This window comes from Sphingomonas sp. SUN019, from assembly GCF_024758705.1.
Lineage (GTDB): Bacteria > Pseudomonadota > Alphaproteobacteria > Sphingomonadales > Sphingomonadaceae > Sphingomonas.
In genome coordinates this window covers 3,752,696-3,775,888 of sequence record NZ_CP096971.1, presented here as the reverse complement: position 1 = coordinate 3,775,888, position 23,193 = coordinate 3,752,696, and the positions used below count along the sequence as shown (strand labels likewise).

Sequence of the window (23,193 nt, the reverse complement as noted above, 5' to 3'; positions counted from 1 at the left end):
TCCAGGCTAAGGAACGGTTAATCGCACGCGCAGGCTTTGCGTCGGCGCGCGGCTGGGGCATGATGCGCGTGGGAGTTCAAAGGGGTGGACGGCATGAAGCAGGCATTCTTGGCGGCGGCGGCGCTGATCGTGATCGCGACACCGGCGGCGGCGGACGTAAAGGCCGGGGTCGATGCGTGGAGCCGCGGCGACTACCGCAAGGCGGTGGACGAATGGCGCGGCCCCGCGACCGCGGGCGACGCCGACGCGCAATTCAACATGGGTCAGGCGTACAAGCTCGGCCGCGGCGTAGCGGTAGATCAGGCGATTGCGATCGAATGGTATCGCAAGGCTGCGCTGCAGAACCACGCGCAGGCGCAGGACAATTATGCACTCGCGCTGTTCCAGGACGGCAAGAAGGCCGAGGCCCTGCCGTGGTTGGAAAAATCTGTCGCGCGTGATGAGAAGCGCACGCAACTGGTGCTCGGCACGATGCTGTTCAACGGCGATGCGGTGACAAAGGACTGGACCCGAGCTTATGCTTTGGTCACGAGATCCTCGCAGCAGGGCCTGCCGCAGGCGTCACAGACGCTCGCCCAGATGGATCAGTATATCCCGGAGGCGCAGCGCGCACAGGGCATCACGCTCGCCCGCCAATACGAAACGCAAGGCCGCGCGATGGCTGCGGCGGCCACGCCGACTGCTTATGCGCTGGCGACCGCCCCGCCCCCACCGCCGACGCCGACCGGCGCGGTCCGGCGTACCAATGCTCCAACGGCCGAGGCCCCGAACCCGACGGCGACGCCCGTGCCACCAGTCGCGCGCGCCAGGGTCCGTTCGTACCGGGAAGCGCCGAAGCCGGTCGCCGTGGCGCAACCCGCGCCACCCCCCGCTCCGGCGGCGGCCAAGCCCGCGCCTGCGCCCGTACGGGTTGCTGCGGCGGCTAGGCCGCTCCCGCAGCCGACCGCTCGCGGCGGCTGGCGCGTTCAGCTCGGTGCGTTCCGGGACGAAGGAAACGCGCGATCTTTATGGTCGAAGGTCGGCGGTCGCGTGGGCGGCAGCCCCGCTTATGTGAAGGCCGGCGGCGTCACCCGGCTGCAAGCGACCGGCTTCGGATCGAAGGCCGCGGCAAGCGCGGCATGCGCGAAGTCAGGGACGACATGTGTCGTGGTCGCACCGTAACGACATGATGTGACCTGTCGTTGACCTATGCGATGATGTCCGGGATCATCCTGTCTTCCAGCATCGCTATCTCGTCACGCAGTCGCAGCTTTCGTTTCTTCAGCCGCGCCAGTTGAAGCTGGTCGACCGGGCCGTCGCCCGCCAGCGCTGCGATCGCGGTATCGAGGTCGCGATGCTCGATTCGCAGCGTCTGCAACCGCGCTACGATCAGGCCTTCGTCCACATCCGCGCCCTTTTGCTGCCCCGCTACGTCTCTCTAGCAAAGCGCGCGCGATGGATCGCGCAAAATATCGTGCCGCCTTCGCAACATCGCGCAAACGCCGCAATCGATCTCGAACGGCGAAAAATCGGTGAGGACTTTTTCGCCTTCACGTGTTCTACTCTTCGTCCCCCCAACCAAACCCAGGAGGTTTCCATCATGCAGACCGCGCATATTTCGGCTCTCGAGGCCAAACATGCCGTGCTCGATCGGCGCATTTCGGAAGAGGAGCATCGCCCCCTTCCCGACGCTATCCGGCTGGCGGACCTCAAGAAGCAGAAACTGCGCGTGAAGGAAGAAATCGTCCTCGCGCACTGATTTCTACGAACTGATTTTACTGATCGTCACGGCCCGCGGCGCACATATGCGCCGCGGGTAAGGCTCACATTTTCAACTGGCGGGCGATCGATTTGCGTGTCGCGTCGCCATAGGGTGGTTTCAACCCCGCCAGTTTCGCCACATCGCGCTTCGCCTGTTTGTAGACGCTCTTCGCGTGGCTGAACGTGCGGAACCCTTCCAGCCCGTGATACGCGCCCATCCCCGATGGCCCCACCCCGCCGAACGGCAGTTCCTCCATCGATACGTGGAAGATCACGTCATCCAGCGTGACGCCGCCTGAGATCGTGCGATCGAGCACCCGGCGTCGCTCGTCCTCATCCGGCCCAAAATAATATAGCCCCAGCGGGCGATCGCGCCGATTCACCTGCGCGATCGCGTCGTCGATCCCGTCATACCGTCGCACCGGCAGGACGGGGCCAAAGATTTCCTCCTGCATCAACGTCATGTCGTCGGTCACGTCGCGCACGATGTGCAGCGGCATTTTCCGTGAATTGGACCCTGCGAAATCGTCGTTCGACGGATTGACCGTCTCCACGGTCGCGCCCTTCGCGCGCGCATCGTCCAGCCAGTCGTTCAGCCGCTGATGATGCCGATCGTTCACGAGCGAGGTGTAATCGGGATTATTCAGCAGCGTCGGATACATCGCCGACGCCGCCGCCTTCAGCCCCGCGACAACCTCCGCCTCCTGCGCCGACGGCACCAGCATGTAGTCGGGCGCGAGGCAGATTTGCCCGGCGTTCAGCATCTTGCCCAGCGCCACACGCTCGGTGGTCTGCGCGATGTCCGCACCCTTGCCGACGATCACCGGCGATTTGCCGCCCAGTTCCAGCGTCACCGGGGTCAGATTGTCCGCCGCGGCGTGCAGGATGTGCCGCCCGATGCCAGTCGCGCCGGTGAAGATCAGATGGTCGAACGGCAATTCGGCGAACGCCTTCCCCACCTCCGGCCCGCCGCTGACGAACGCCAGTTCGGTCGCATCGAAATACCGACCGACGATTTCTTCGAACAGCGCGGCGGTCACCGGCGTATATTCGCTGGTCTTCACGATCGCGCGATTGCCCGCGGCGAAGATGCCGGCGAGCGGACTCATCACCAGATTGACCGGGAAATTCCACGGCGCGATGACGCCGACGACGCCCTTCGGCTGGAACTCGATCCACGCCTTCGCGCCCAGCAGCCCCAGCGGAAACTGCACCCCGCGCTTTTCGGGTTTCGCCCACCGCTCCAGGTTTTTCAGCGCGTGTTTGATCGGCGCGATCGATCCCGCAATGTCGGTCATCATCGTCTGCTCGCGGCTGCGATGCCCGAAATCCTCGGACAGCGCATCGCAGAAACGGCCGGCATGATCCGCGATCATCGCCGCCGCACGCTTCAGCCGATCCTTCCGCACCGACAGCGGTTCGGGCAGCGCCTCCATGAAGCTTGCGCGCTGCGCCTCGACCAATTCCCGCATTCCATTCTCCCCTTTATGTCGCGCAGCCGATCAGTCCCTGCAACGGCACCACCAGCCCGTCCTTGCCCGGCCGATCGATCCGCAGCGCCGCCTCGGGCACCGCAGCGCCCGACGTCAGGTCGGCCCGCGTCGTGATCGTCATATCGAGCGTCGCGGCCACATCGCCCCCGCGATAGACCGTCGATGCGGCGAAGCCGTAACCGCCGGTCCCGCTCTGCGACGCGCGTGCGACGTCGATCGTCGCGCCATCGATCGCAAAGCGCAACGTCGCCGGATCGGCGGTCGCCATCGCCACCAGATCGCGCTTCGTGGTCGCGGTGAAGAAATAGGCGGCGCAGCCCTTGGCGGGCAGCGCCTGCCGCCCGATCGCCCCGATCGGCAAACCGTCGATCGCGGTCGGTTTCGGTGGGTCGGCGGCCAGCGCGAGGAGCAGCGCGATCATCATCCCCCGGCCGATACCATGACCAGCCACGCCGGGTAAGCCGCGATCGCCAGGAACGTCCCGAACGGCAACGCAGTGTCTCCCGCCACCGCGCGACCGCGAAACCGCTCGAACAGCGCATAGCCCAGCCCGATAAGCGCCGCGATCAGCAGCACCGCGGGCAGCATCCGCCACCCAAGCCAGAGTCCGATCGCGCCATATAATTTCGGATCGCCGCCACCCATGCCGTCATGGCCGCGCAACCGCCGATACCCGAACGCGATCAGCCACAGCGACGCGAACCCCGCGATGCCGCCGATCAGCCGATCCTCCAGCCCCGGCGGCAGCCCGAACAAGCCGGCCGCCAAGCCACCCAGCGCCAGCGTCGCGGTCAGTTCGTCGGGCAGCCACATCTCCGCTGCATCGATCGCCGCCAACGTGAGCAGCACCCACCCGAAGGCAGCCCCCGCCAACCCCTCGACACCCGGCGCGACGAACCCCGCCGCCAGCCCGATCAGCGCTGCGCCGCCCTCGATCCGCCAATGCGTCGGATTGATCCGCGCCCCGCATGTCCGGCATCGTCCGCGTGACATGGCGGCGCTGACGAGCGGCACCAACTCCGCCGCGCCCAGCGTCCGCCCGCACTCGTCGCACGCAGATCGCCCGCGCAGCACCGATCGCCCCTGCGGCCAGCGCACCACGATCGTCGCCAGGAAACTGCCGACGATCGCCCCAAATATCGCCAGCGCGACCGGCCACATGGCGTCAGGCATCGGTCTTGCGGATCAGATAGCGGTAGACGCCGAACAGGTTGATCGCGAACAGCACCGCATTCTGCGTGCCGAGCGCCCCGTCCTTCGCCAGCACCGCCCCCGCGATCCACGCGACCGACGAGCCGAGGAAGATCACGAACCCCCACCCCGTCGTCTTCCGCCCGTAATCCGCCGCGACCATGAACGCCGCGATGATCCCGCTGCCCGAGGCGAACCATTTCAGCGCGGTGGTGAGTGTTTCCATGCCGCTCCGTAGCGGGCTTCCGTCACTTTGTAATTGCCGCCGATCATCTCTAGATCGCGCTCAACCTCTTTCGGAGCCTAAGATCATGTCCGATCCCGTCGTCATCCTCTCCTACGCCCGCACCCCGATGGGCTCATTCCAGGGCAGCCTGTCCGGCGCATCGGCGACCGATCTCGGCGCGACCGCGGTGAAGGCTGCGGTCGAACGGTCGGGCGTCGATAGCGCAGATATCGAACGCATCTACATGGGCTGCGTCCTCCCTGCAGGACTCGGCCAAGCCCCAGCGCGTCAGGCCGCGATCAAGGCGGGCCTCGGCAACCATGTCGAGGCGACGACGGTCAACAAGATGTGCGGATCGGGGATGCAGGCTGCGATCATGGGCGCAGAGGCGCTTGCCGCTGGATCGGTCGACTTGCTTGTCGTCGGCGGCATGGAAAGCATGACCAACGCGCCCTATCTGCTCGCGAAACACCGCGGCGGCGCGCGCATCGGGCATGACCGGATCATGGATTCGATGTTCCTTGACGGGCTGGAGGACGCCTACGAACCCGGCAAGGCGATGGGCGTGTTTGCGGAGGAAACCGCGGGCGAATATCAGTTCACCCGCGGCGCGCAGGACGATTACGCGATCGCCTCGCTCAACCGCGCCAAATCTGCACAGGACAGCGGCGGTTTCGACCGCGAGATCGTCGCGGTCGAGGTGAAGGGCCGCAAGGGCGTCGACGTGATCGACAAGGACGAACAACCGCTAAAGGCCGACGCATCGAAAATCCCCGGCCTGAAACCCGCCTTCGCCAAGGACGGCACGATCACCGCCGCCAACGCTTCCTCGATCTCCGACGGCGCAGCAGCCTTGGTAATGACACGCGAGAGCGTCGCGACGGCGAAGGGCCTGACCGCCGTCGCGCGCATCATCGCGACCGCCGCGCACGCGCACGAACCCGCCAAATTCACCACCGCCCCGGTCGATGCGGTGAAGAAGGTACTGGCGAAAGCGGGCTGGTCGGTCGCCGACGTCGATCTGTTCGAGGTGAACGAAGCCTTCGCCTGCGTCTCGATGATCGCGATGCGCGACCTCGGCATCGATCACGCCAGGGTGAACGTCAACGGCGGCGCGACCGCTCTGGGCCATCCGATCGGCGCGAGCGGCGCGCGGATCATGGCCACCCTGATCGCGGCGCTCCAGAATCGCGGCCTGAAGCGGGGGGTCGCCAGCCTCTGCATCGGCGGCGGCGAAGCGACCGCGGTGGCGCTGGAGTTGGTCGACTAGACGACGCTCGATTGCGAACCAGCGCGCGTCGGATAAGGCCAAAGTTCACACAAGTTCACACCAAACGGGCCATTCGATCGACCATCGCCGACAATGTGAAAGAGCGTCAGAACAAGCGTCCGACAATGAGCTAACACGGGTGTCGGCCTGTAGGAAAGCGCGCTGATCGGGCGACGTTTTGCTATTTCTCCATCAGCCATGCTTCGGCGTCTTCAAGCGTTTCGAAATAGCCCGCATCGCGGCTGTCAGCCGCCCGTTTGGCCTGCATTCTGGCAAGCGATCGCGCCACGACAAAGGCAAGCCGCCGGGACGCCTTGGCCGGATCGGCCAGCACCGACTGAAAGCGCGAGACGCTTTCCTGCGCCTGAATATCCATGCCGCGTATGTCGACCAGCGTGCAATGCTGGTTCGGCCCACATTTCAACTGGCTGACGGCCCGGTCGCGCGCATCGACGAAGCGCGCGATATCGTCTGCGGCGAAGAACCCAAGCATCGTGATGCGGACAAGATCACGCGGCACATCCACCGCTATGTCGAATTCTGGTTTCATGCCGATCAACTATAATCGCAGCACGTCTTCGCCTACCCCGAAATTGCGCGTCGGCCTGAAATGCCTTCGTCATGCCATGATGATCAGGGCCTGACGGCAACTCAGTCCCCCGTGACCGGTGCGGGGCCCAGATCGCCCATTCCCACCGTCCCGCTCGCCATCGCCAGCATCGCGTCGAGGCTCTTCTTCGCGCGCAGCCGCAGCCCTTCCTCGATCTCGATCCGCGGCGTCAGGTCGCGCAACGCGAGGTAGAGTTTTTCCAGCGTGTTCAGCGCCATGTACGGGCAGATGTTACAGTTGCAATTGCCGTCCGCCCCCGGCGCGCCGATGAACTGTTTGGTCGGCAGCGCCTTTTCCATCTGGTGGATGATGTGCGGTTCGGTCGCGACGATCAGCGTGTCGCCGGGAAAATCCTTGGCATAAGCGAGAATACCGCTGGTCGATCCGATATAGTCGGCATGATCCAGGATCACCGGCGGGCATTCGGGATGCGCTACCACCGGCGCGCCGGGGTGCTGCGCCTTCAGCTTCATCAGCTCGGTTTCGCTGAACGCTTCGTGCACGATGCACACGCCCGGCCACAGCAGCATCTCGCGTCCGGTCTTGCGCACCAGATATCCGCCCAGATTGCGATCGGGACCAAAGATCACCTTCTGGTCCGCGGGCAATTGCGACAAAATCTTTTCCGCCGATGACGACGTGACAATGATATCGCTGAGCGCCTTCACCTCGGTCGAACAGTTGATGTACGTCAACGCGATGTGATTGGGATGCTTTGCGCGAAACGCCGCAAACTCGTCCGGCGGACATGAATCCTCCAGCGAACAGCCAGCGTCCATGTCCGGCAGCACGACGATCTTCTCCGGCGACAATATCTTCGCCGTCTCCGCCATGAACCGCACGCCGCAGAACGCGATCACGTCCGCGTCGGTCGCCTGCGCCTTCTTCGACAGGTCGAGACTGTCGCCGACGAAATCCGCCAGATCCTGAATCTCGGGCTTCTGATAATAATGCGCGAGGATCACGGCATTGCGCTCCTTGCGGAGGCGATCGATTTCGGCCCGGAGATCGAGGCTGCGATCGAGGCCGGCGGCGGGCAGATTGAGGCGAGCGTCCATCGCCGGTATATAGGATCGCGGATCGTGCGCGTCACGGGCCTTCCTCGTGACGGCAGCGGAGGGACGCATGGACGACGCTTCTGGGATCTACGCCGCATCCGAAACCGGACTGGCGATCGCCGTGCAGGGGCTCGTCTATCGCACCGATATGGTCGTGCACATTCTTCTGGCCGACGGGCGCTACCGCTACGACTGGCCGGACCAGGGACTGACCGGCGATTCCCGCCACGACGAGCAGAAGAACCCGTCCTTCTGGGGCCGCTGGCACCGCGATGGCGACCGCATCACCGTCGAACGCCCGCAAGGCGCGATCGCGTTCCGGTACATGCAGGACTCGATCATCGGCGAAGACGGCAAGCCCTTCCTTCGGCTCCCGGATCGGCAAGCCGACCTCCGCCTGATCGGCACCTGGACCCGCGAGGCGAGCGCCAGCGACCGCCCGCGGATCACCTTTTCGTCCGGGGAGCGGTTTGCAACATCGGGTGGGCTGCTGGGGCTGATCGCCATGCCCGATCTCGTCGCGGACTGGGGACCGTATCCACCGGATTCTCTGTTCCAATGGCCCGATGGTGGCGGCCGCTGGACGCTCGACGGCTACACCCTCACGCTCCAGCGCGATGACGGCGCGGGGCTGAATATGCTCGCGCTGGCGGCATCGGCCAACCGGTTGCGGCTGGGCTACACTTGGTTCAACCGTTCGGCCGGGTAGGCAGCGGAATTATTGATCGCGCAATACTTCGTCCAGCGAGCGGCTGACGTCCCAGCGTTCGCCGCCCTCCACCGGATCGTCGGCAAAACGCACCTCGACGGTCGCGTCCAGCCCCGCCGCAGCCAGCGGGGCGGCGAACAGAGCGGCGATCGCGGCGCGCGCGTTGTTCCTGGCGGCGGCGATGTTTTCGGGCTTGCGCGCCTCATCCGCCGCGACGCGGGTTGCAGCGGCCGACGCCTGCCGCTGCATCGCCGTCATCGCGGCGCGCGTGACGAACACGCCGCTGGTCTGATCGATGTATGTCTTCGCCTCGTCGACGTTCGCCCGCTCCACGCGAACGTCAGGCGCATCGACCAGGAGCACCTTGCGCGCCTCGTCGTAGCGGAAATCGCGTGGGGTCAGCGTGCCGACGTCGACGAAGTAATTCACCTCGAACGGGGCCTTGATCACGCGCTGCGACGTCAGCATCCCGAACCCGCGCGTATCGGAGCCGACGCCCTGCACGGTGCCCGACAAACGGCTGACGCGCAGGTCGCCCGCCTTCGACAGGGTGGCGGCGACGACTTGCGCGACCGCAACCCCGCTTCGCTCCCTTTCGACCGTGACGGTGTAGCGTTCGGTCCACGTGCGATAGCCGACCACAATCGCGACCACGACGACCGCCAGCAGCACCAGCCCCGCGACCGCCTTTGCAATGCCGCTATGCGCCGCGGTCGGATCAGCCACGCGCACGCCAGTCTGCGCCGTCCGCCACCACCAGTTCGCGCCGCTCCAGATCGATCAGATGCGCCAGCACCGATCGCTCCGCCGCGGGGTACAGCCGCTTGTCGACCCCGACGTACATCGTCTCGACCATCGCCGGGATCGCGTGCGTCCCCGCCTTCAGCAGCCGCAATATCTGCCCTTCACGCTGCTTGCGGTGCCCGAGCAGCCCGCGCACCAGCCGCTGCGGACGGTCGATCGCGTCGCCGTGGCCGGGGTAATAAACGCGGTCGTCGCGTCCCATCAGCTTTTCTAGGCTCGCCATATACGCGGTCATGTCGCCGTCGGGGGGCGACACGACGCTGGTCGACCAGCCCATCACGTGATCGCCCGAAAACAGCGCGCGCGTTTCCGGCAGCGCGAAGGCGAGGTGGTTGGAGGTATGCCCCGGCGTCGCGATCGCCTCCAGCGTCCAGCCGTCGCCGGACACCCTATCGCCCTCGCTCAGCACGCGCTCGGGGGCGTAGAGCGCATCGAACGCGGCATCGGCGCGCGGCCCGTCGTCCGAAAGATGGAACGACGCAGCCCCGACGACCGGCGCGCCGGTCTCCTGCTTCAACCGGATCGCGCCGGGGGAATGATCGCGGTGGTGGTGCGTGATGACGATTGCGGTAACCGGGCGGCCCGCGATTGCGGCGATCAGCGCGGCGTGGTGCGCCTCGTCCGCCGGACCCGGATCGATGATCGCGAGATCATGCGTGCCGACGATGTGCGTCTGCGTGCCGGTAAAAGTGAACGGCGACGGGTTGGGTGCGAGGATACGGGTGACCAGCGGTTCGAGCTGGATCGGGGTTCCGGTCTGCGGCTCGTCCATGCGTGCGAAATGGCCGCTACCTCTTGGTAAAGCAAGGCCGGTCCCACGCTTGCCGCATGGCGACCGGACCCCTCCTCCCCGAACTGAACTTATGCGCTGAACTTATGCTTCGTCGCCGTGCTCGGCCTCGCGCTCCATATCCGCAATCGCCGCGTCGATGTCGTCGCACGCTTCGCGCCGCGCCTCTTCGGGCAGCGCGCGATTGTTCGCCATGCTCGCGCGGGTCGCGCGCATTCCCTCGATCGCGGAACGCATCGCGTCGCGCCGGATGCGCGCGGCGTCGACCGACACCAGCGCCGCCTGGCGTGCAGCCGCTTCGGCTGATCGCGCCGCCGCTTCGCCCGACCGCGCCGCATCTCGCGCCATCCGCTCGATCCGGTCGGTGCAGATGACCATTGCACTGTTCCCGTCGCGGCTGGAGCGGACGATCATGTTCCGGCCCCGGATCCGGCCGCTCGCGTCACGATCGCAATTCTGCGAGGTGACGGTCGCCACGGCGATCTTCACGCCATCGGGGCTATACACCTGCGGCGGAACCGGCGGTACGGGGGGAACCGGTGGCGCTGGCGGCGCGGCAGTGACCGGCGGCGGCGATGGCATCGGCGGTACCGGCGGGACCGGAGGAAGCTGGACCGGATTGGCCGCAACATAGGCATCGGCCGCCGCGCCCTCATAGGTGCGGGTCTTCCCGTCCTGCACGATCACGACGCGGTGACGCCGTTCGCCCGACGCAACGGGGGCGGGCGGAATGGGCGGCGCATCCAGTTGCGCCAGATCGACCCCCACCGCATCGCGGATCGTCTCCGCCGCCTGCGTGCCCGATGCGGTGACGCCCAGCGCCGCTAGCGTCAGCGCCGTTACCCCCGCCATGCCCGCCAGCACGCGTCCACGTGTCGTCCTGTCCGTACGCAGCATCCTCAATCTCCCCTTCAAGGCGTTGATGGTATGGAGGTGGCACGCGGCAGAGATCACGCCGCCGTGCGCGGCCTTTACGATCGCGCAGGCATAAGCGTGACGGTCCGCGGCACCGCGCCCGGCCAGCACGCGCGCGTCGTTCGCCATCTCCTGATCCGCGCGAAACGTATGGAAAGCGACCCACGCCAGCGGGTTGAACCAATGCAGCGCCAGCACCGCCAGCGCGACCCAGTTCGCGATCAGATCACCGCGCGCGTGATGCCCAAGCTCATGCGCCAGCGCGAGGTCGCGTTCGTTCGCATCATAACGCGCCGCGAAGTCGCGCGGAAACGCGACGAAACGGCGCGCGACGCCGAACGCCAGCGGCCCGGCGGCGGCGGCGCTCTCGACGATCGTCACGCCGTCGACCCGATCGGTCTCGGTCGCCTGCGCCAGCAACCGCCGCTTGAAGCCCCAATAGCGCGCCAGATGCCACAGCAGGAACGCCGCTGCGCCCACCGCCCATAGCGCCGCTACGGTCGCCCCGGAGATCGGACTGCTGCTCGCCGCGGCAGTGTCGGCGGCGACCGGCGCGATGAAGACCGTCACCTGTTCCCCCACCTGCGACAGCGGCGTGATCGGCGCAGCGACGCCCTCGCGCCACCCCGACGGCAGCGGCGGCAACGCGAGCCGCAACACCGGCAGCGCCCACAGCGCATAGGCCACTTGCGGGCCGAACGTCCGGCGCACCGGCGCGCGGATCAGCAGCACGAGCGCGATGAGCAGCGCCGAAGCAATCAGGGCCTCGATCGCCCAGGCGATCCCCGCCCCGCTCATTGTTTCAAATCCTTCAGCAGCGCCTCGATCTCGGCGATGTCCTGCGCGGTCAAATCATCGCGCTCGGCGAGGTGCGCGACCAGCGGCGTCAGCTTGCCGCCGAACAACCGGTCGATCAGCCGCCGCGACTCGCCGGCGACATAATCGCCGCGCTGCACCGCCGGGCGATAGAGATACCGCCGCCCATCCTCCTCATGTCGAATCGCATTCTTGGCGAGGAGCCGCCCGAGCAATGTCTTGACTGTGTTGGCGCTCCAGCCGCGTGCCGGGTCGACGCGTTCCGCCACGTCCTGCGCGGTCAACGGGCTGTCGTCCCACAGCACCTCCATCACCGCATGTTCGGCGTCGCTGATGCGTTCGGCCACGATTCGCTCTCCTAATGACTACGACTGTAATCTCATCGATTACGGACGTAGTCAATAGAGGCAGCGCGTCGCCGGGGCTGTGTTTGAAAGAAGATGTCGGGAAAACTTACAGGCGGACGATGTCACGGTCAGGCGTTAACCAGCGAAACCCAGCAAATCCGTCACGCCGCAGCGTTGGCACACGCCCTGCATCATGTCCGTCGCACCGAGCGTGGTTACGCTTCAGCCGGGCGGGTGCGTCGCTCTCTTCGATCTCGCGACGCCCCGCCCGCACCCGGTGCCTCCAAGAAAGTCAGGCCTGCTTCGCGCCCTGGAACAGCTCGGCCAGCTCGCCGCTTTCGTACATTTCCATCATGATGTCGCTGCCGCCGACGAACTCGCCGCCAACATACAATTGCGGGATCGTCGGCCAGTCCGAATAGGCCTTGATGCCCTGACGGATCCCCTGATCCTGCAGCACGTCGACACTTTCATAATCGACGTTCAGCTGGTCCAGGATCGCGATCGCGCGGCTGGAAAAGCCGCATTGCGGAAACAGCGGGCTGCCCTTCATGAACAGCACCACGTTGTTGTTCTTCACGACCGCTTCGATCCGGTCGTTTGCATCGTCGCTCATCGCTTAATCCCTCGCGAAAATCTTTGTCAGGGCTATTTCGGGACGGCGGTGGTCAGTTGCAATGCGTGCAGCACGCCGCCCATCCGCCCGCCGAGCGCGGCGTAGACAGCCTGGTGCTGCTTAACCCGCGGCATCCCCGCGAACGACGCAGCGGTGACCTTCGCCGCATAATGGTCGCCGTCGCCCGCCAGGTCGGTGATCTCCACCGTCGCGTCGGGAATGCCGGTGCGGATCAGCGTCTCGATCTCGTCGGCCGCCATCGGCATTACTGCGCTTCCATCAGCTGACGGCGCGCGGCGACGGTCTGCTCCTCCATCGCCTGCCGCACCTGCGCCTCGTCCGCCGCGACGCCCGCCGCGTTCAGGTCCGCGATCAGCTTGCGCACCACATCCTCATCGCCGCCTTCGTCGAATTCGGCATGGACGACCGTCTTGGCGTAGGAATCGGATTCCTCCGGCGTCAGCTTCATCAGCCCCGCCGCCCAAGCCCCCAGCAACCGGTTGCGCCGCGCGATCACGCGGAACGCCATTTCCTCGTCCCGCGCAAACTTGGTTTCGAAAGCGCGCTCGCGGTCGTCGAAAGTCGTCATGGCAGCTCCGTTGAATATCTCCCACCGAGTTAGGCGTACGCGAAGCGCCGCGCAACGCCCGTCACCGGGTCGGCGTCACTCCGCCACCCGCACCACCAGTTTCCCGATCGCGCCGCGCGCCGCCATCTTGGCGATCGCGTCGCCGCCGCGTTCGAACGGGAAGACCTCGGTCACGCGCGGCGCGATCTTGCCCTCTCCCCACAGGTCGAACAGCCGCTGGATGTTGGCGCGGTTCTTCACCGGCTCGCGCGCGGCATACGCGCCCCAGAACACGCCGCACACGTCGCAGCTCTTCAGCAGCGTCAGGTTCAGCGGCAGCTTCGGGATGCCCGCGGGGAAACCGATCACTAGGTACCGCCCCTCCCACCCGATCGACCGCAGCGCCGGTTCGGCATAGTCGCCGCCGACCGCGTCATAGACGAGTTGATATCCGTCCTTCCCGCCCTTCTCCTTGAACGCCTCCGCCAGCGCCTTGGATTCGTCCTTCGAAAACGGCCCGCGGCCATAGATGATCGTTTCGTCCGCGCCCGCATCACGCGCCGCCTGCGCCTTTTCCTCGCTCGACACCGCCGCGACGACGCGCGCGCCGAACGCCTTGCCCAGTTCCACTGCCGCCAGCCCAACGCCGCCCGCCGCGCCCAGCACCAGCAGCGCATCGCCCTCCGCGATATGCCCGCGATCGACCAACGCATGGATCGTCGTGCCATAGGTCAGCAGCATCGAAGCGCCTTCCTCGAAGCTGCGCTCGGCCGGGATCGGATAGAGCGCCGCCTCTTTGAACAGCACCTTTTCGCTGAGGCCGCCCATCCCGGTATTGCCCATCACGCGGTCGCCCGGCGTGAACGCGGTCACGCCCTCGCCCACGCTCTCGACCACGCCAGACACCTCGCCGCCGGGCGCGAACGGCCGCTGCGGCTTGAATTGATATTTGTCCTCGATCACCAGCACGTCGGGGAAGTTGATCGCGCACGCCTTGATCGCGACGACGACCTCACCGGGGCCAGCCACCGGATCGGGCAGCTCGCCGATTTCCAGCGTTTCAGGTCCGCCCGGCGCCCTCGACAGCAATGCTCGCATTTCGGCTCTCTCCCGCAATCCACGGGCGGTGCTCGGACAGCATCGCCTCGTAATTTGAAATCGCGGTATCCCTTGCCAGCGTCAGCCCGACCTCGTCCAGCCCCTCCATCAGGCACTGGCGGCGGAACGGGTCGAGATCGAAGGAAAAGCGGTCTTGGAAGGGCGTGGTGACCGTCATCGTCTCCAGATCGATCGTGACCGAATCCGTCTTGGCCACCTCGATCAACCGGTCGATCGCTTCCTGCGGCAGAACGACGGGTATGATTCCGTTCTTGAACGCATTGCCCGAAAATATGTCCGAGAACGACGGCGCGATCACCGCCCTGATCCCCATGTCGCCCAGCGCCCAGGCGGCGTGCTCCCGGCTCGATCCGCATCCGAAATTGTCGCCCGCGATCAGGATCGGCGACCCCGCATAGGCCGGATCGTCGAAGATATTCCCCGGATCCTTGCGCAATGTCTCGAATGCGCCCTTGCCAAGTCCCGTTCGCGAGATCGTTTTCAGCCAGTGTGCGGGGATGATGACGTCGGTGTCGACGTTCTTCGCCCCCCACGGATAGGCCTTGCCCGAAACCTGCGAGACGGGCGCCATCAGCGCGCCGCCTTCGGAAAGGCCGGCAAATCATCGACGTCGTCGGGCTCGTGCTGGATGATGATCGTGGCGCGTTGATTGACCGCGATCTCACGAAACCGCCCGCTCGACGCCAGCGTGTCGGCGCGGTTCGTGTTGAACGCAGGCACCTGATTGTAGCGGAAGCTTTCGGTCGCGTGGAACTGGTCGCCCGATAGCAGGACCGGCCCTTTCTCGCGCAGCTTCACCAGCAACGCATGATGCCCCGGCGTGTGTCCGGGCATCCCGAGCATCGTCACGGTCCCGTCGCCGAACACATCGCGGTCGCCCGCAAAGGGATCGACCTTCGCCTGCTTCGCACGCCACGGGCCGAAAGCCTTCGGGGAACGCTTGCGACCTTCGGCGCTGTCGATGACCGCCCAGTCCTCCGCGCCGATCAGCAGCGTCGCCGCGGGAAAATCCCCCGCCTGGCCGGTATGATCGTCGTGATAATGGCTGATCCCGACATAGCGTACCGCTGCGGGGGACACGCCGATCGACCGCAATTGATCGACGATCGTGGTCGTCAGGGTCGCCTTGTCCTTGCCATCGGACACCGTCTTGCCGAGCATGTCGCGCGACAGCCCGGTATCCCACAGCATGTAATCCGCGCCGTGCTTGATCAGATAGCAGCTGTCGACGAGCTTGTATGATTTGCCGTCATACCGTCCGGTATCGCTGAACGCTGCAAATCCCGATGTCTCGATCCGGCCGCAGTCAAGCCGCCACAATGCTATATCGACGGCAGCCGGCGGCGCGGCCTGTCCCATCAGCGCCACCGCGGCGATCAGGGCCAGGCCCGCGCGGCGCACGCTTAGCGCGCCTTCTTCACGAAACTCGCAGGCTTGGCGATCGCGGCGTAGGCCGCCACCCCGCTCAGTACCGATCCAGCGATCAGCAGCACCAGAATCTTCTTCATTGTCCCGACCCCATTTTATTGTCGTTACGTCATCAACTCACGCACATCGCTCAACCGGCCCGTCACCGCCGCCGCCGCCGCCATCGCGGGGCTGAGCAGATGCGTTCGCGCCCCCGGCCCCTGCCGCCCGACGAAATTGCGGTTCGAGGTACTGGCGCAGCGTTCGCCCGGCGGCACCTTGTCCGGGTTCATCGCCAGGCACATCGAACACCCCGGCTCGCGCCATTCGAAGCCCGCCTGCGTGAACACGCGGTCGAGCCCCTCGGCCTCCGCCTGCCGCTTCACCAGCCCCGATCCCGGCACCACCATCGCGCGCACCCCGTCGGCCACGTGGCGACCGCTCGCGACCGCGGCGGCGGCGCGCAAGTCCTCAATCCGGCTGTTGGTGCACGATCCGATGAACACGTGCTGGATTGCGACGTCCTGCATCCGCGTGCCCGGCGTCAGCCCCATGTAGTCGAGCGATTTGCGCGCCGCATCCTGTTTCGACGGATCGGCGAAACTCGTCGGTTCGGGCACCACCCCGGTGATCGACACCACATCCTCGGGGCTGGTCCCCCACGTCAGCGCGGGCGAAATATCGGCGGCGTCGATCACGACCGTCTTGTCGTAGGTCGCACCCGGATCAGTCGTCAGCGTGCGCCACCACGCCACCGCTTTGTCCCAATCCAGCCCCGTCGGAGCCATCGGCCGGCCCTTCAGATAAGCGAAGGTCGTCTCGTCCGGCGCGATCATGCCCGCGCGCGCGCCACCCTCGATCGACATGTTGGCGATAGTCAGCCGACCCTCGATCGACATCTCGCGGATCACCGATCCGGTGAACTCGATCACATGCCCGGTCCCGCCCGCCGCACCGATCTTGCCGATGATCGCCAGGATCACGTCCTTGGGGCTGACGCCGAACCCCTGCGTCCCGTCGACGCGGATCTCCATCGTCTTCGACTGGGCGAGCAACAACGTCTGCGTGGCGAGCACATGCTCGACCTCGCTCGTCCCGATTCCGAACGCCAGCGCGCCCAGCGCGCCGTGCGCCGAAGTATGGCTGTCGCCGCACACCATCGTCGTGCCCGGCAACGTGAAGCCCTGTTCCGGCCCGATCACGTGGACGATGCCCTGTTCGGCGGCGAGCGCGTCGATATACGGCACGCCGAATTCGGCGACGTTGCGCCGCAGCGTATCCAGCTGTTCCGCACTCTCCCGATCCGAGATCGGCAACTCATGGCCCGCAGCATCGACCCGCGGCGTGGTCGGCAGGTTGTGATCGGGCACCGCCAGCGTCAGATCGGGCCGCCGCACCTTCCGCCCCGCTGCGCGCAACCCCTCGAACGCCTGCGGGCTGGTGACCTCGTGCACCAGATGGCGATCGATGTAGATCAGGCACGTCCCGTCGTCGCGCCGCTCGACGACATGCGCGGCCCAGACCTTTTCGTATAGCGTGAGCGGTCGGCTTGCCATGATGCACCGCGTCATTAACCCAAATCGCCGCGAACGCAATTATCGCGTCGCAACGCGCTCCTTCGGCGAAACATAATGTGCGTCATGCGCGACCGGCGACGCCTGCCCCATTCGCAGCGCCTCCAACACTGCCGCGAAATGGGTCTTGCAGCGAAAGCCGAGATCGCGCTCGATCAACGCAGCGTCATATACGCGGTCGATCGTCGCGGGCAGCGCCCAGCCGCGCGCGGCATAAAGCGCCGCAACATCAGGAAAATACCGCGCAATCACCGCAGGCGCATCGTGCCTCAACGCGGCAGCATCACCCGGCGCGAACGGCGTCGGCGCGGAAACGATGTACGTCCCGAACCCGACACCCGGCGCACGCTCCAGCGCCGCGAGATGCGCGTCCGCCGCATCCTCGACGGTCAGCCGACGGTGCAGCAACTCGTTCGCCTTCATGTTCTCGCCCGGCAGCGCGCGGTGCGTGTCGTCCTCCTCGGGAAAGAACCGCCCGGTGCGCAGGATGACGATCGGCAATCCGTCCTCGTCATGCACCAACCGGCACAACCGCTCTGCCGCCAGCTTCGTCACGCCATAGATGTTCCGCGGGGTCAGGGGGCTGAGCGTCTCGTCGATCCACACCGCCGCGTCGCCCGCGCCCGCCCGAATCGCATGGCTGATCATCAGCGAGGTGGTCGAGGTGAATACGAACCGCTCGCATCCGACAGCGACCGCGGCTTCGAGCAAATTCAGCGTCCCCGTCACGTTCACGTCGACGAACGTCTGCCGCGGATAGCGCACGATGTCGGGCTTGTGCAGCGCGCCGCCGTGGACCACCGCATCCACGCCACGCGCGAACGCCGCATCGACCACCGCGCGATCGGCGACCGATCCGATCACATCGGTATCCGGCCCCGCCGCCACGTCCAGTCCCGTCACGCGATGCCCCGCCGCGCGCAATCGCGGGGCCAGAAAGCGCCCGAGCCAGCCCGACGATCCGGTCAACAATATGTGCATGGCAGGTGTTTACCCGCGCGAGGGAGCGTTTGGCGAGCCTGCGAGTTTGCGCGAGATCGAATCCAGGGAACGGACCATGGCCAGCCTCGCACCGCCCGTTCCCGCCATCCCGCCGCGCGCCGCCCCCGACGACGCGCGCCGCCCGCTCGATGCGCTGAATTTCTTCCTCGCCGACGTGCGCGATGGCCTTGGGCCGTACCTCGCGATCTATCTCGTCGCGGTGCGCGGCCCGGCGCACGGCTGGAACGAGGCGACGGCTGGCATGATCATGACGATCGCGGGGATCGCCGGGCTGTTGGCCACCACGCCCGCGGCGCGTTGGTTGATCGCATCGATGCCAAGAGCGCCTTGCTGGTCGCCGCCGCCGTGGTGGTGACGCTGGCGTCGGTGTCGCTGCCCTTCGTCTCCGGCTTCACCGCGGTCGCGGTCACGCAGTCGCTGGCGGCGATGGCGGGTGCGGTCTTTGCCCCCGCAATCACCGGCATCACGCTCGGCATCGTCGGCGCGAAGGCGTTCACCGCGCGCGTCGGGCGGAACGAAGCGTTCAACCACGCCGGCAATGCGGTCGCCGCCGCACTGGCCGGCGGTCTGGCATGGAAATTCGGCCCGCAAGTGGTGTTCTGGCTGATGGGTGGTCTCGCCGCGCTGTCGATCGCCGCCACGCTGTCCATCCCGGCGAAGGCGATCGACCACGACGTCGCGCGCGGACTTGATACCAAGAAGGGCGAGGATCATGGCCCCGCGCCGTCGATGTGGCAGACGCTGACGCACACCCCCGCGCTCGCGATCTTCGCGGTTTCCGCCTTCGCCTTCCACCTCGCCAACGCCGCCATGTTGCCCTCGGTCGGACAATTGCTCGCGCGCGAAGTCGGCGGCGGCCAGGCGACCTCGCTGATCGCAGCGTGCATCGTCGGCGCGCAATTGGTGATGGTCCCGGTCGCGGTCATCGTCGGCAAATACGCCGATCACTGGGGGCACAAGCCGATCTTCCTCGTCGGTTTCGCGGTGCTGGCGCTGCGCGGCATACTTTACACTTTCTCGGACGGCGCGGCGTGGCTGCTGTTCGTCCAGCTGCTCGACGGCATCGGCGCGGGCATCTTCGGGGCGTTGTTTCCTGTCGTGATCGCGGCGGTGACGCGCGGCAGTGGTCGTTTCAACGCAGCGCAGGGCGCGGTGTCGACGGTCCAAGGCCTGGGCGGCGCGCTCAGCACGACGCTGGCGGGGACACTGATCGTGTTCGGCGGATACAACCTGGCGTTCCTGGTCCTCGCCGCGATTGCTGCCGTTGGCCTTGCGCTCTACTGGTTCGCGATGCCGGAGACAGCGGAACGATCGTAACGCTGCAGGAACGCGACGCTGTCGGCCAGCACTGGGGCCTTGCCGCGGAACGGCTTCGACAGCGCCATCGCGACGTCCTCATGCCCGAGGCCGTCATATTCGCGCTCGACGACGGTCGCGCCGACCGCCTTCAGCTTCGCCGCCAGATTGCGCGCATTCTTCGGGCGGACGGTGGTGTCGTTCGTGCCGGTCACCAGCATCAGCGGCGGCGCATCGGCGCGCGCAAAGGCAATCGGCTGCGTCTCCGTCGGCCGCGGCCACTGCCCCATCGCGTCGATCGCACGCCCGGTGAAGGGATAGAAATCATACGGCCCGGACAGCCCGACCGCCGCCTTCACCACGCCCGGCGCGACTCCCGCCCCACGCAACCAGCGCGGATCGAGCGCCAGCAGCACTGCGGTATGCGCGCCCGCCGAATGCCCCGCCAGCGCGATCCGCGCCGGATCGCCGCGATACGCCGCCGCGTGATCGCGCGCCCACCGCACTGCCTCCGCGCCATCCTCCAGAAACGCCGGGAAGCGCACGTCGGGCACCTTGCGGTAATCGGGCACCACAACGACGAACCCCGCCTTCGCATAGGCACGCGCGGCAAACGCATAGGCCGCCCGATCGCCCTTCACCCAGCCGCCGCCGTAATAGAAGATCAGCACCGGCAGCCCCTTGATCGGACCGCCCAATGGCCGCCACACGTCCAGCGTCTGGCCATGCGTACCGAACGGGATCGCGGTCCCGACGCGCGACGTGCCGCGCCCGCCACCGACAATCCCGTCGAGGAAGCTCAGCAGCGACGGCGGCGACGCCGACGCCGCGGTAAGCCCGATCCCGGCGATCACCGCGACGACGATCGCCAGGATCCGGCGCCGCATCAGGCGTCGTAGGCCGCTGTCGTCTTCGCCGCCACGTCGTCCGCGGTCACGCCCGGCGCCAGCTCGACCAGCTTGAACGCGCTGTCGTGATCGACGCGCTGGAACACGCACAGATCGGTCACGATCATGTCGACCACGTTCTTGCCCGTCAGCGGCAGGGTGCAGGCGGGAATGAACTTGGGCGAACCATCCTTCGACGTGTGCTCCATCACGACGATGATCTTCTTCACCCCAGCGACCAGGTCCATCGCGCCGCCCATGCCCTTGATCATCTTGCCCGGAATCATCCAGTTCGCGATGTCGCCATTCTCGGCCACCTCCATCGCGCCCAGCACGGTCAGGTCGATATGCCCGCCGCGGATCATCGCGAAGCTGTCGGCGCTGCTGAAATAAGCGGAGTTCGGCAATTCGCTGATCGTCTGCTTGCCCGCGTTGATCAGGTCGGCGTCTTCCTCCCCCTCATACGGAAACGGCCCGATCCCGAGCATCCCGTTCTCCGACTGCAGCGTGACCGTCATCCCCTCGGGAATGTTATTCGCCACCAAAGTCGGGATGCCGATGCCGAGATTGACGTAATAGCCGTCGCGCAACTCCTTCGCCGCGCGCGCCGCCATCTGGTTGCGATCCCAAGGCATCAGTTGCTCCGTTTCGTTGGTGTGATGGTGTTGAACTGCTCGCGCAATTCCTTGCCCAGACCGTCGACGATCGCCTGCAGGGACGCGTCCTCGTCCAGATTTCCAGCCTGCGCATAGGCCTTTGCCGCGTGGCGCGCCGTATCGGCCAGCAGATACCCGAACACCTCCGGATCGGCGAGCACCTCCGCGTCGATCAACACGGTCGACCCGGCATTGTTGGTCACCCAGATGCGCGCAACCTCGGCCGATTGATCGGTCAGCAAACCATCGGGAAGGTCGATCGCGCCTGGCTTGTCGCGACTCACGGTGCCGGGCTCCATCTCTTGTCGGCCGGGAAAATCTCGTCGCGCGTGCCGCGCAGCGCGCTGCCATAGGCCGGGTTAGGCAGGATGAACCATCCCGCGCCCCATTTGGTCGAGATCGGCGACGCCATTGCCGCCGCGCGTCGAGCGCCCGGGGTCTGCCCGCGATTGAACAGGTCGCTGAAATCGCCGAGCTGGTCGCCGCCCATCGCGATCACGCAATACCGCCCGGCGATCTTCGCGCGACGCCCGTCCTTGAATGATCCGTCGCCGTCGTCGCCCTTCAGAAACAGCGTATCGCCATGCTTCGCCAGACCCAGCCCCGCGGCGGCGATCGCCTGTTCCGTGGCGGTCGCATGGGCGGCCGAACGATTGGTGTTGAACACCACCGTCACGCCCATCGTGCGCAGCGCCTCCAGCGCCACCGCCGCGCCCGGCACCGCCGCGCTCTTGCCGATGCCCGTTCGCTCCCACGCGGCCCAGCGCGCTTCGTCGAACGCCGCACCGCCCGCGGCGTCATATTCAAAGCCCAGATTCAGCAGCACCGTCTCGTCGACGTCGAATACCGCCGCCAGCGGCTTGTCCCCGCACGGCGCGAAGGTCGGCGCGGCCAGCGTCGTTCCGGCGGCAAGCACGACGCTGTCCGCCGGTCGCGCCGACGCCTTCGTCGCGACGTAGCGCACCAGTTCGCGCCACGCCTGCACCGACACCGCCGCCGCCTCGCCCGATCCGTACAGATACTGGATGCCCGCAGGCGCATTCACGCCAGACGGCGCGGCATCGGCGGCGGTCGCCACCCCGCCGGTGGGCGGCGGCAAGACCGATCCCTGCGGCAGCAATGTGACCTTGCCCGGCCGCGGCGGATCGCTGGCGACAGCAGGCGGCGCAGAGGCCGGCTTTGACTGCCCTCGCTCGGCAGCACCCTTGCCGATCACCCCAGCCGCCGCGACCGGAATCACGGCCGCCACGCAACCGGACAGCACCCACATCCCTCCGGCCAGCGTCACCGCGATCGGCGCGCTGCGTTTCACGCCGCCGCGGCCTCGCGCGGGCGCGTCAGGCGAAATTCGATCTTCTTGTCATACGGCGCGCCGACGATCATCCGCTTCACATAGATGCCGGGCAAATGGATATGGTCCGGGTCGAGCGAGCCGACCGGCACCACTTCCTCCACCTCCGCCACGCAGACCTTGCCCGCGGTCGCCATCGGCTGATTGAAATTGCGCGCGGTCTTGCGGAAGATCAGGTTGCCCGTCTCGTCCGCCTTCCACCCCTTGATGATCGCCAGGTCGGCGCGGATGCCGCGCTCCAGGATGAATTCCTCGCCGTCGAAGGTCTTCACTTCCTTCCCCTCGGCCACCTGCGTGCCGACGCCGGTCTTGGTATAGAAACCCGGAATCCCCGCCCCGCCCGCACGGCAGCGTTCGGCCAGCGTCCCCTGCGGACAGAATTCCACCTCCAGCTCGCCGCTCAGATACTGCCGCTCGAACTCCTTGTTCTCGCCGACATAGCTGGAGATCATCTTCTTCACTTGGCGGCTGCGCAGCAGTTTCCCCAGCCCCTCGCCGTCGATCCCGGCATTGTTGCTGGCGATCGTCAAACCCGTGGTGCCCGCCGCCTGGATCGCGTCGATCAGCCGCTCCGGAATCCCGCAGAGGCCGAACCCGCCCGCACAGATCGTCATCCCGTCGAACAGCAGGCCATCGAGCGCGGCGGCGGCATCGGGATAGAGCTTCTTCATGCGACGGTCTCCGAAGATGTTGGCGCAGGCGTTACCGATGCGCGTCGCGTGCGGTCAACCCAACCTCCCGCAAGCGA

General features: G+C 66.5%; 30 protein-coding genes. 6 read left to right on the top strand and 24 right to left on the bottom strand.

Translation table 11 applies throughout. The annotated features are described in order from the left end of the window. The first annotated feature begins 93 nt into the window (after window positions 1-93). A complete protein-coding gene (locus M0208_RS18320) occupies window positions 94-1,161 on the top strand; it encodes an SPOR domain-containing protein (RefSeq protein WP_258893100.1) in 1,068 nt (355 codons plus the stop codon). A 25-nt stretch (window positions 1,162-1,186) separates the two neighbouring features. Here the strand turns inward: M0208_RS18320 and M0208_RS18315 are convergent, their stop codons facing one another. Beyond that, a complete protein-coding gene (locus M0208_RS18315) occupies window positions 1,187-1,384 on the bottom strand; it encodes a YdcH family protein (RefSeq protein ID WP_258893099.1) in 198 nt (65 codons plus the stop codon). Between M0208_RS18315 and M0208_RS18605 the strand changes: the two genes are divergently transcribed. Then, window positions 1,334-1,738: a YdcH family protein gene (locus M0208_RS18605; protein WP_408988121.1), complete on the top strand. Its 405-nt coding sequence runs from the start codon at window positions 1,334-1,336 to the stop codon at window positions 1,736-1,738. The genes M0208_RS18315 and M0208_RS18605 overlap by 51 nt on opposite strands. A gap of 64 nt (window positions 1,739-1,802) precedes the next feature. On the opposite strand, the gene M0208_RS18305 is transcribed toward M0208_RS18605, so the two are convergent. From M0208_RS18305 to M0208_RS18290, 4 genes are read right to left on the bottom strand one after another with little or no spacing between them, the layout of a single operon-like run. Then, complete coding sequence (locus M0208_RS18305) at window positions 1,803-3,212, bottom strand: coniferyl aldehyde dehydrogenase (protein ID WP_258893097.1); 1,410 nt, start codon at window positions 3,210-3,212, stop codon at window positions 1,803-1,805. Window positions 3,213-3,225: 13 nt separating this feature from the next. Next, on the bottom strand, window positions 3,226-3,654 hold the full coding sequence (locus tag M0208_RS18300; RefSeq protein ID WP_258893096.1) for a hypothetical protein: 429 nt from the start codon (window positions 3,652-3,654) through the stop codon (window positions 3,226-3,228). Continuing rightward, entirely contained in the window at window positions 3,654-4,406 is a 753-nt protein-coding gene (locus tag M0208_RS18295; RefSeq protein WP_258893095.1) for an A24 family peptidase, read from the bottom strand. The genes M0208_RS18300 and M0208_RS18295 overlap by 1 nt, the downstream gene beginning before the upstream one ends. Beyond that, window positions 4,399-4,650: a hypothetical protein gene (locus tag M0208_RS18290; RefSeq protein WP_258893094.1), complete on the bottom strand. Its 252-nt coding sequence runs from the start codon at window positions 4,648-4,650 to the stop codon at window positions 4,399-4,401. The genes M0208_RS18295 and M0208_RS18290 overlap by 8 nt, the downstream gene beginning before the upstream one ends. 82 nt (window positions 4,651-4,732) lie before the next feature. Between M0208_RS18290 and M0208_RS18285 the strand changes: the two genes are divergently transcribed. Beyond that, complete coding sequence (locus M0208_RS18285; protein ID WP_309547039.1) at window positions 4,733-5,920, top strand: acetyl-CoA C-acyltransferase; 1,188 nt, start codon at window positions 4,733-4,735, stop codon at window positions 5,918-5,920. Window positions 5,921-6,101: 181 nt separating this feature from the next. Here M0208_RS18285 and M0208_RS18280 read toward each other — a convergent pair whose 3' ends face one another. Next, window positions 6,102-6,470: a hypothetical protein gene (locus M0208_RS18280; protein ID WP_258893092.1), complete on the bottom strand. Its 369-nt coding sequence runs from the start codon at window positions 6,468-6,470 to the stop codon at window positions 6,102-6,104. 101 nt (window positions 6,471-6,571) lie between these two features. After that, window positions 6,572-7,588, bottom strand: a complete 1,017-nt coding sequence (gene nadA / locus M0208_RS18275) for a quinolinate synthase NadA (RefSeq protein WP_258893091.1) — start codon at window positions 7,586-7,588, stop codon at window positions 6,572-6,574. A gap of 67 nt (window positions 7,589-7,655) precedes the next feature. On the opposite strand from nadA, the gene M0208_RS18270 reads away from it, so the two are divergent. After that, a complete protein-coding gene (locus M0208_RS18270; protein WP_258893090.1) occupies window positions 7,656-8,297 on the top strand; it encodes a hypothetical protein in 642 nt (213 codons plus the stop codon). A 9-nt stretch (window positions 8,298-8,306) separates the two neighbouring features. On the opposite strand, the gene M0208_RS18265 is transcribed toward M0208_RS18270, so the two are convergent. The 12 genes from M0208_RS18265 to M0208_RS18210 form a co-directional block, all read right to left on the bottom strand. After that, on the bottom strand, window positions 8,307-9,023 hold the full coding sequence (locus M0208_RS18265) for a DUF4230 domain-containing protein (protein ID WP_258893089.1): 717 nt from the start codon (window positions 9,021-9,023) through the stop codon (window positions 8,307-8,309). Beyond that, window positions 9,016-9,873: an MBL fold metallo-hydrolase gene (locus M0208_RS18260; RefSeq protein ID WP_258893088.1), complete on the bottom strand. Its 858-nt coding sequence runs from the start codon at window positions 9,871-9,873 to the stop codon at window positions 9,016-9,018. Before M0208_RS18260 ends, M0208_RS18265 begins: the two co-directional genes overlap by 8 nt. 102 nt (window positions 9,874-9,975) lie before the next feature. After that, a complete protein-coding gene (locus M0208_RS18255; protein ID WP_258893087.1) occupies window positions 9,976-11,604 on the bottom strand; it encodes a M56 family metallopeptidase in 1,629 nt (542 codons plus the stop codon). Next, window positions 11,601-11,969 (bottom strand): BlaI/MecI/CopY family transcriptional regulator, encoded by a 369-nt coding sequence (locus M0208_RS18250; RefSeq protein ID WP_258893086.1) that lies wholly within the window; start codon window positions 11,967-11,969, stop codon window positions 11,601-11,603. The genes M0208_RS18255 and M0208_RS18250 overlap by 4 nt, the downstream gene beginning before the upstream one ends. A 292-nt stretch (window positions 11,970-12,261) precedes the next feature. Next, window positions 12,262-12,585, bottom strand: a complete 324-nt coding sequence (gene grxD / locus M0208_RS18245) for a Grx4 family monothiol glutaredoxin (protein ID WP_258893084.1) — start codon at window positions 12,583-12,585, stop codon at window positions 12,262-12,264. A gap of 32 nt (window positions 12,586-12,617) precedes the next feature. Continuing rightward, window positions 12,618-12,851, bottom strand: coding sequence for a BolA family transcriptional regulator (locus M0208_RS18240; protein ID WP_258893083.1), 234 nt, complete (start codon window positions 12,849-12,851; stop codon window positions 12,618-12,620). Next, a complete protein-coding gene (locus tag M0208_RS18235) occupies window positions 12,851-13,174 on the bottom strand; it encodes a DUF1476 domain-containing protein (protein ID WP_258893082.1) in 324 nt (107 codons plus the stop codon). Before M0208_RS18235 ends, M0208_RS18240 begins: the two co-directional genes overlap by 1 nt. A 75-nt stretch (window positions 13,175-13,249) precedes the next feature. Next, window positions 13,250-14,251 carry an NADPH:quinone oxidoreductase family protein gene (locus tag M0208_RS18230; RefSeq protein WP_258893081.1) on the bottom strand — a complete coding sequence of 334 codons (1,002 nt, stop codon included), beginning with the start codon at window positions 14,249-14,251 and terminating at the stop codon, window positions 13,250-13,252. Next, window positions 14,214-14,843 (bottom strand): 3-isopropylmalate dehydratase small subunit, encoded by a 630-nt coding sequence (gene leuD, locus M0208_RS18225; RefSeq protein ID WP_258893080.1) that lies wholly within the window; start codon window positions 14,841-14,843, stop codon window positions 14,214-14,216. The genes M0208_RS18230 and leuD overlap by 38 nt, the downstream gene beginning before the upstream one ends. Then, window positions 14,843-15,673: an N-acyl homoserine lactonase family protein gene (locus M0208_RS18220; protein ID WP_258893079.1), complete on the bottom strand. Its 831-nt coding sequence runs from the start codon at window positions 15,671-15,673 to the stop codon at window positions 14,843-14,845. Before M0208_RS18220 ends, leuD begins: the two co-directional genes overlap by 1 nt. A 131-nt stretch (window positions 15,674-15,804) precedes the next feature. After that, the gene (gene leuC / locus M0208_RS18215; protein ID WP_258893078.1) at window positions 15,805-17,235 is read right to left on the bottom strand and encodes a 3-isopropylmalate dehydratase large subunit; all 1,431 of its coding nucleotides are present in this window, start codon (window positions 17,233-17,235) and stop codon (window positions 15,805-15,807) included. A gap of 39 nt (window positions 17,236-17,274) precedes the next feature. Next, on the bottom strand, window positions 17,275-18,234 hold the full coding sequence (locus M0208_RS18210; protein ID WP_258893077.1) for an NAD(P)-dependent oxidoreductase: 960 nt from the start codon (window positions 18,232-18,234) through the stop codon (window positions 17,275-17,277). Window positions 18,235-18,310: 76 nt separating this feature from the next. Here M0208_RS18210 and M0208_RS18205 point away from each other — a divergent pair, with 76 nt between their 5' ends. Together M0208_RS18205 and M0208_RS18200 are read left to right on the top strand one after the other, a co-directional pair. After that, window positions 18,311-18,610, top strand: a complete 300-nt coding sequence (locus tag M0208_RS18205; RefSeq protein ID WP_258893076.1) for a hypothetical protein — start codon at window positions 18,311-18,313, stop codon at window positions 18,608-18,610. Further along, a complete protein-coding gene (locus tag M0208_RS18200) occupies window positions 18,553-19,572 on the top strand; it encodes an MFS transporter (protein WP_258893075.1) in 1,020 nt (339 codons plus the stop codon). The genes M0208_RS18205 and M0208_RS18200 overlap by 58 nt, the downstream gene beginning before the upstream one ends. Here the strand turns inward: M0208_RS18200 and M0208_RS18195 are convergent. From M0208_RS18195 to M0208_RS18175, 5 genes are read right to left on the bottom strand one after another with little or no spacing between them, the layout of a single operon-like run. Then, complete coding sequence (locus M0208_RS18195) at window positions 19,533-20,438, bottom strand: alpha/beta hydrolase (protein ID WP_258893074.1); 906 nt, start codon at window positions 20,436-20,438, stop codon at window positions 19,533-19,535. The two genes, M0208_RS18200 and M0208_RS18195, sit on opposite strands and share 40 nt — an antisense overlap. Beyond that, window positions 20,438-21,073 (bottom strand): CoA transferase subunit B, encoded by a 636-nt coding sequence (locus M0208_RS18190; RefSeq protein WP_258893073.1) that lies wholly within the window; start codon window positions 21,071-21,073, stop codon window positions 20,438-20,440. The genes M0208_RS18195 and M0208_RS18190 overlap by 1 nt, the downstream gene beginning before the upstream one ends. Next, entirely contained in the window at window positions 21,073-21,378 is a 306-nt protein-coding gene (locus M0208_RS18185) for a DUF5076 domain-containing protein (protein ID WP_258893072.1), read from the bottom strand. Before M0208_RS18185 ends, M0208_RS18190 begins: the two co-directional genes overlap by 1 nt. Further along, window positions 21,375-22,406 (bottom strand): HAD family acid phosphatase, encoded by a 1,032-nt coding sequence (locus tag M0208_RS18180; protein ID WP_309547027.1) that lies wholly within the window; start codon window positions 22,404-22,406, stop codon window positions 21,375-21,377. The genes M0208_RS18185 and M0208_RS18180 overlap by 4 nt, the downstream gene beginning before the upstream one ends. Beyond that, window positions 22,403-23,116 carry a CoA transferase subunit A gene (locus M0208_RS18175; RefSeq protein WP_258893071.1) on the bottom strand — a complete coding sequence of 238 codons (714 nt, stop codon included), beginning with the start codon at window positions 23,114-23,116 and terminating at the stop codon, window positions 22,403-22,405. The genes M0208_RS18180 and M0208_RS18175 overlap by 4 nt, the downstream gene beginning before the upstream one ends. Between the last annotated feature and the right edge of the window lie 77 nt (window positions 23,117-23,193).

Excerpts from the sequence above, each read along its gene's own strand:
- M0208_RS18240 (WP_258893083.1), bottom strand. The coding sequence starts at position 12,851 with ATGCCGATGGCGGCCGACGAGATCGAGACGCTGATCCGCACCGGCATT.
- leuD (WP_258893080.1), bottom strand. The coding sequence starts at position 14,843 with ATGGCGCCCGTCTCGCAGGTTTCGGGCAAGGCCTATCCGTGGGGGGCG.
- leuC (WP_258893078.1), bottom strand. The coding sequence starts at position 17,235 with ATGGCAAGCCGACCGCTCACGCTATACGAAAAGGTCTGGGCCGCGCAT.
- M0208_RS18305 (WP_258893097.1), bottom strand. The coding sequence starts at position 3,212 with ATGCGGGAATTGGTCGAGGCGCAGCGCGCAAGCTTCATGGAGGCGCTG.
- M0208_RS18605 (WP_408988121.1), top strand. The coding sequence starts at position 1,334 with ATGCTCGATTCGCAGCGTCTGCAACCGCGCTACGATCAGGCCTTCGTC.
- M0208_RS18210 (WP_258893077.1), bottom strand. The coding sequence starts at position 18,234 with ATGCACATATTGTTGACCGGATCGTCGGGCTGGCTCGGGCGCTTTCTG.
- M0208_RS18235 (WP_258893082.1), bottom strand. The coding sequence starts at position 13,174 with ATGACGACTTTCGACGACCGCGAGCGCGCTTTCGAAACCAAGTTTGCG.
- M0208_RS18290 (WP_258893094.1), bottom strand. The coding sequence starts at position 4,650 with ATGGAAACACTCACCACCGCGCTGAAATGGTTCGCCTCGGGCAGCGGG.
- M0208_RS18260 (WP_258893088.1), bottom strand. The coding sequence starts at position 9,873 with ATGGACGAGCCGCAGACCGGAACCCCGATCCAGCTCGAACCGCTGGTC.
- M0208_RS18295 (WP_258893095.1), bottom strand. The coding sequence starts at position 4,406 with ATGCCTGACGCCATGTGGCCGGTCGCGCTGGCGATATTTGGGGCGATC.
- M0208_RS18320 (WP_258893100.1), top strand. The coding sequence starts at position 94 with ATGAAGCAGGCATTCTTGGCGGCGGCGGCGCTGATCGTGATCGCGACA.
- M0208_RS18280 (WP_258893092.1), bottom strand. The coding sequence starts at position 6,470 with ATGAAACCAGAATTCGACATAGCGGTGGATGTGCCGCGTGATCTTGTC.
- M0208_RS18175 (WP_258893071.1), bottom strand. The coding sequence starts at position 23,116 with ATGAAGAAGCTCTATCCCGATGCCGCCGCCGCGCTCGATGGCCTGCTG.
- M0208_RS18190 (WP_258893073.1), bottom strand. The coding sequence starts at position 21,073 with ATGCCTTGGGATCGCAACCAGATGGCGGCGCGCGCGGCGAAGGAGTTG.
- M0208_RS18205 (WP_258893076.1), top strand. The coding sequence starts at position 18,311 with ATGGCCAGCCTCGCACCGCCCGTTCCCGCCATCCCGCCGCGCGCCGCC.
- M0208_RS18270 (WP_258893090.1), top strand. The coding sequence starts at position 7,656 with ATGGACGACGCTTCTGGGATCTACGCCGCATCCGAAACCGGACTGGCG.
- M0208_RS18300 (WP_258893096.1), bottom strand. The coding sequence starts at position 3,654 with ATGATCGCGCTGCTCCTCGCGCTGGCCGCCGACCCACCGAAACCGACC.
- M0208_RS18230 (WP_258893081.1), bottom strand. The coding sequence starts at position 14,251 with ATGCGAGCATTGCTGTCGAGGGCGCCGGGCGGACCTGAAACGCTGGAA.
- nadA (WP_258893091.1), bottom strand. The coding sequence starts at position 7,588 with ATGGACGCTCGCCTCAATCTGCCCGCCGCCGGCCTCGATCGCAGCCTC.
- M0208_RS18195 (WP_258893074.1), bottom strand. The coding sequence starts at position 20,438 with ATGCGGCGCCGGATCCTGGCGATCGTCGTCGCGGTGATCGCCGGGATC.
- M0208_RS18255 (WP_258893087.1), bottom strand. The coding sequence starts at position 11,604 with ATGAGCGGGGCGGGGATCGCCTGGGCGATCGAGGCCCTGATTGCTTCG.
- grxD (WP_258893084.1), bottom strand. The coding sequence starts at position 12,585 with ATGAGCGACGATGCAAACGACCGGATCGAAGCGGTCGTGAAGAACAAC.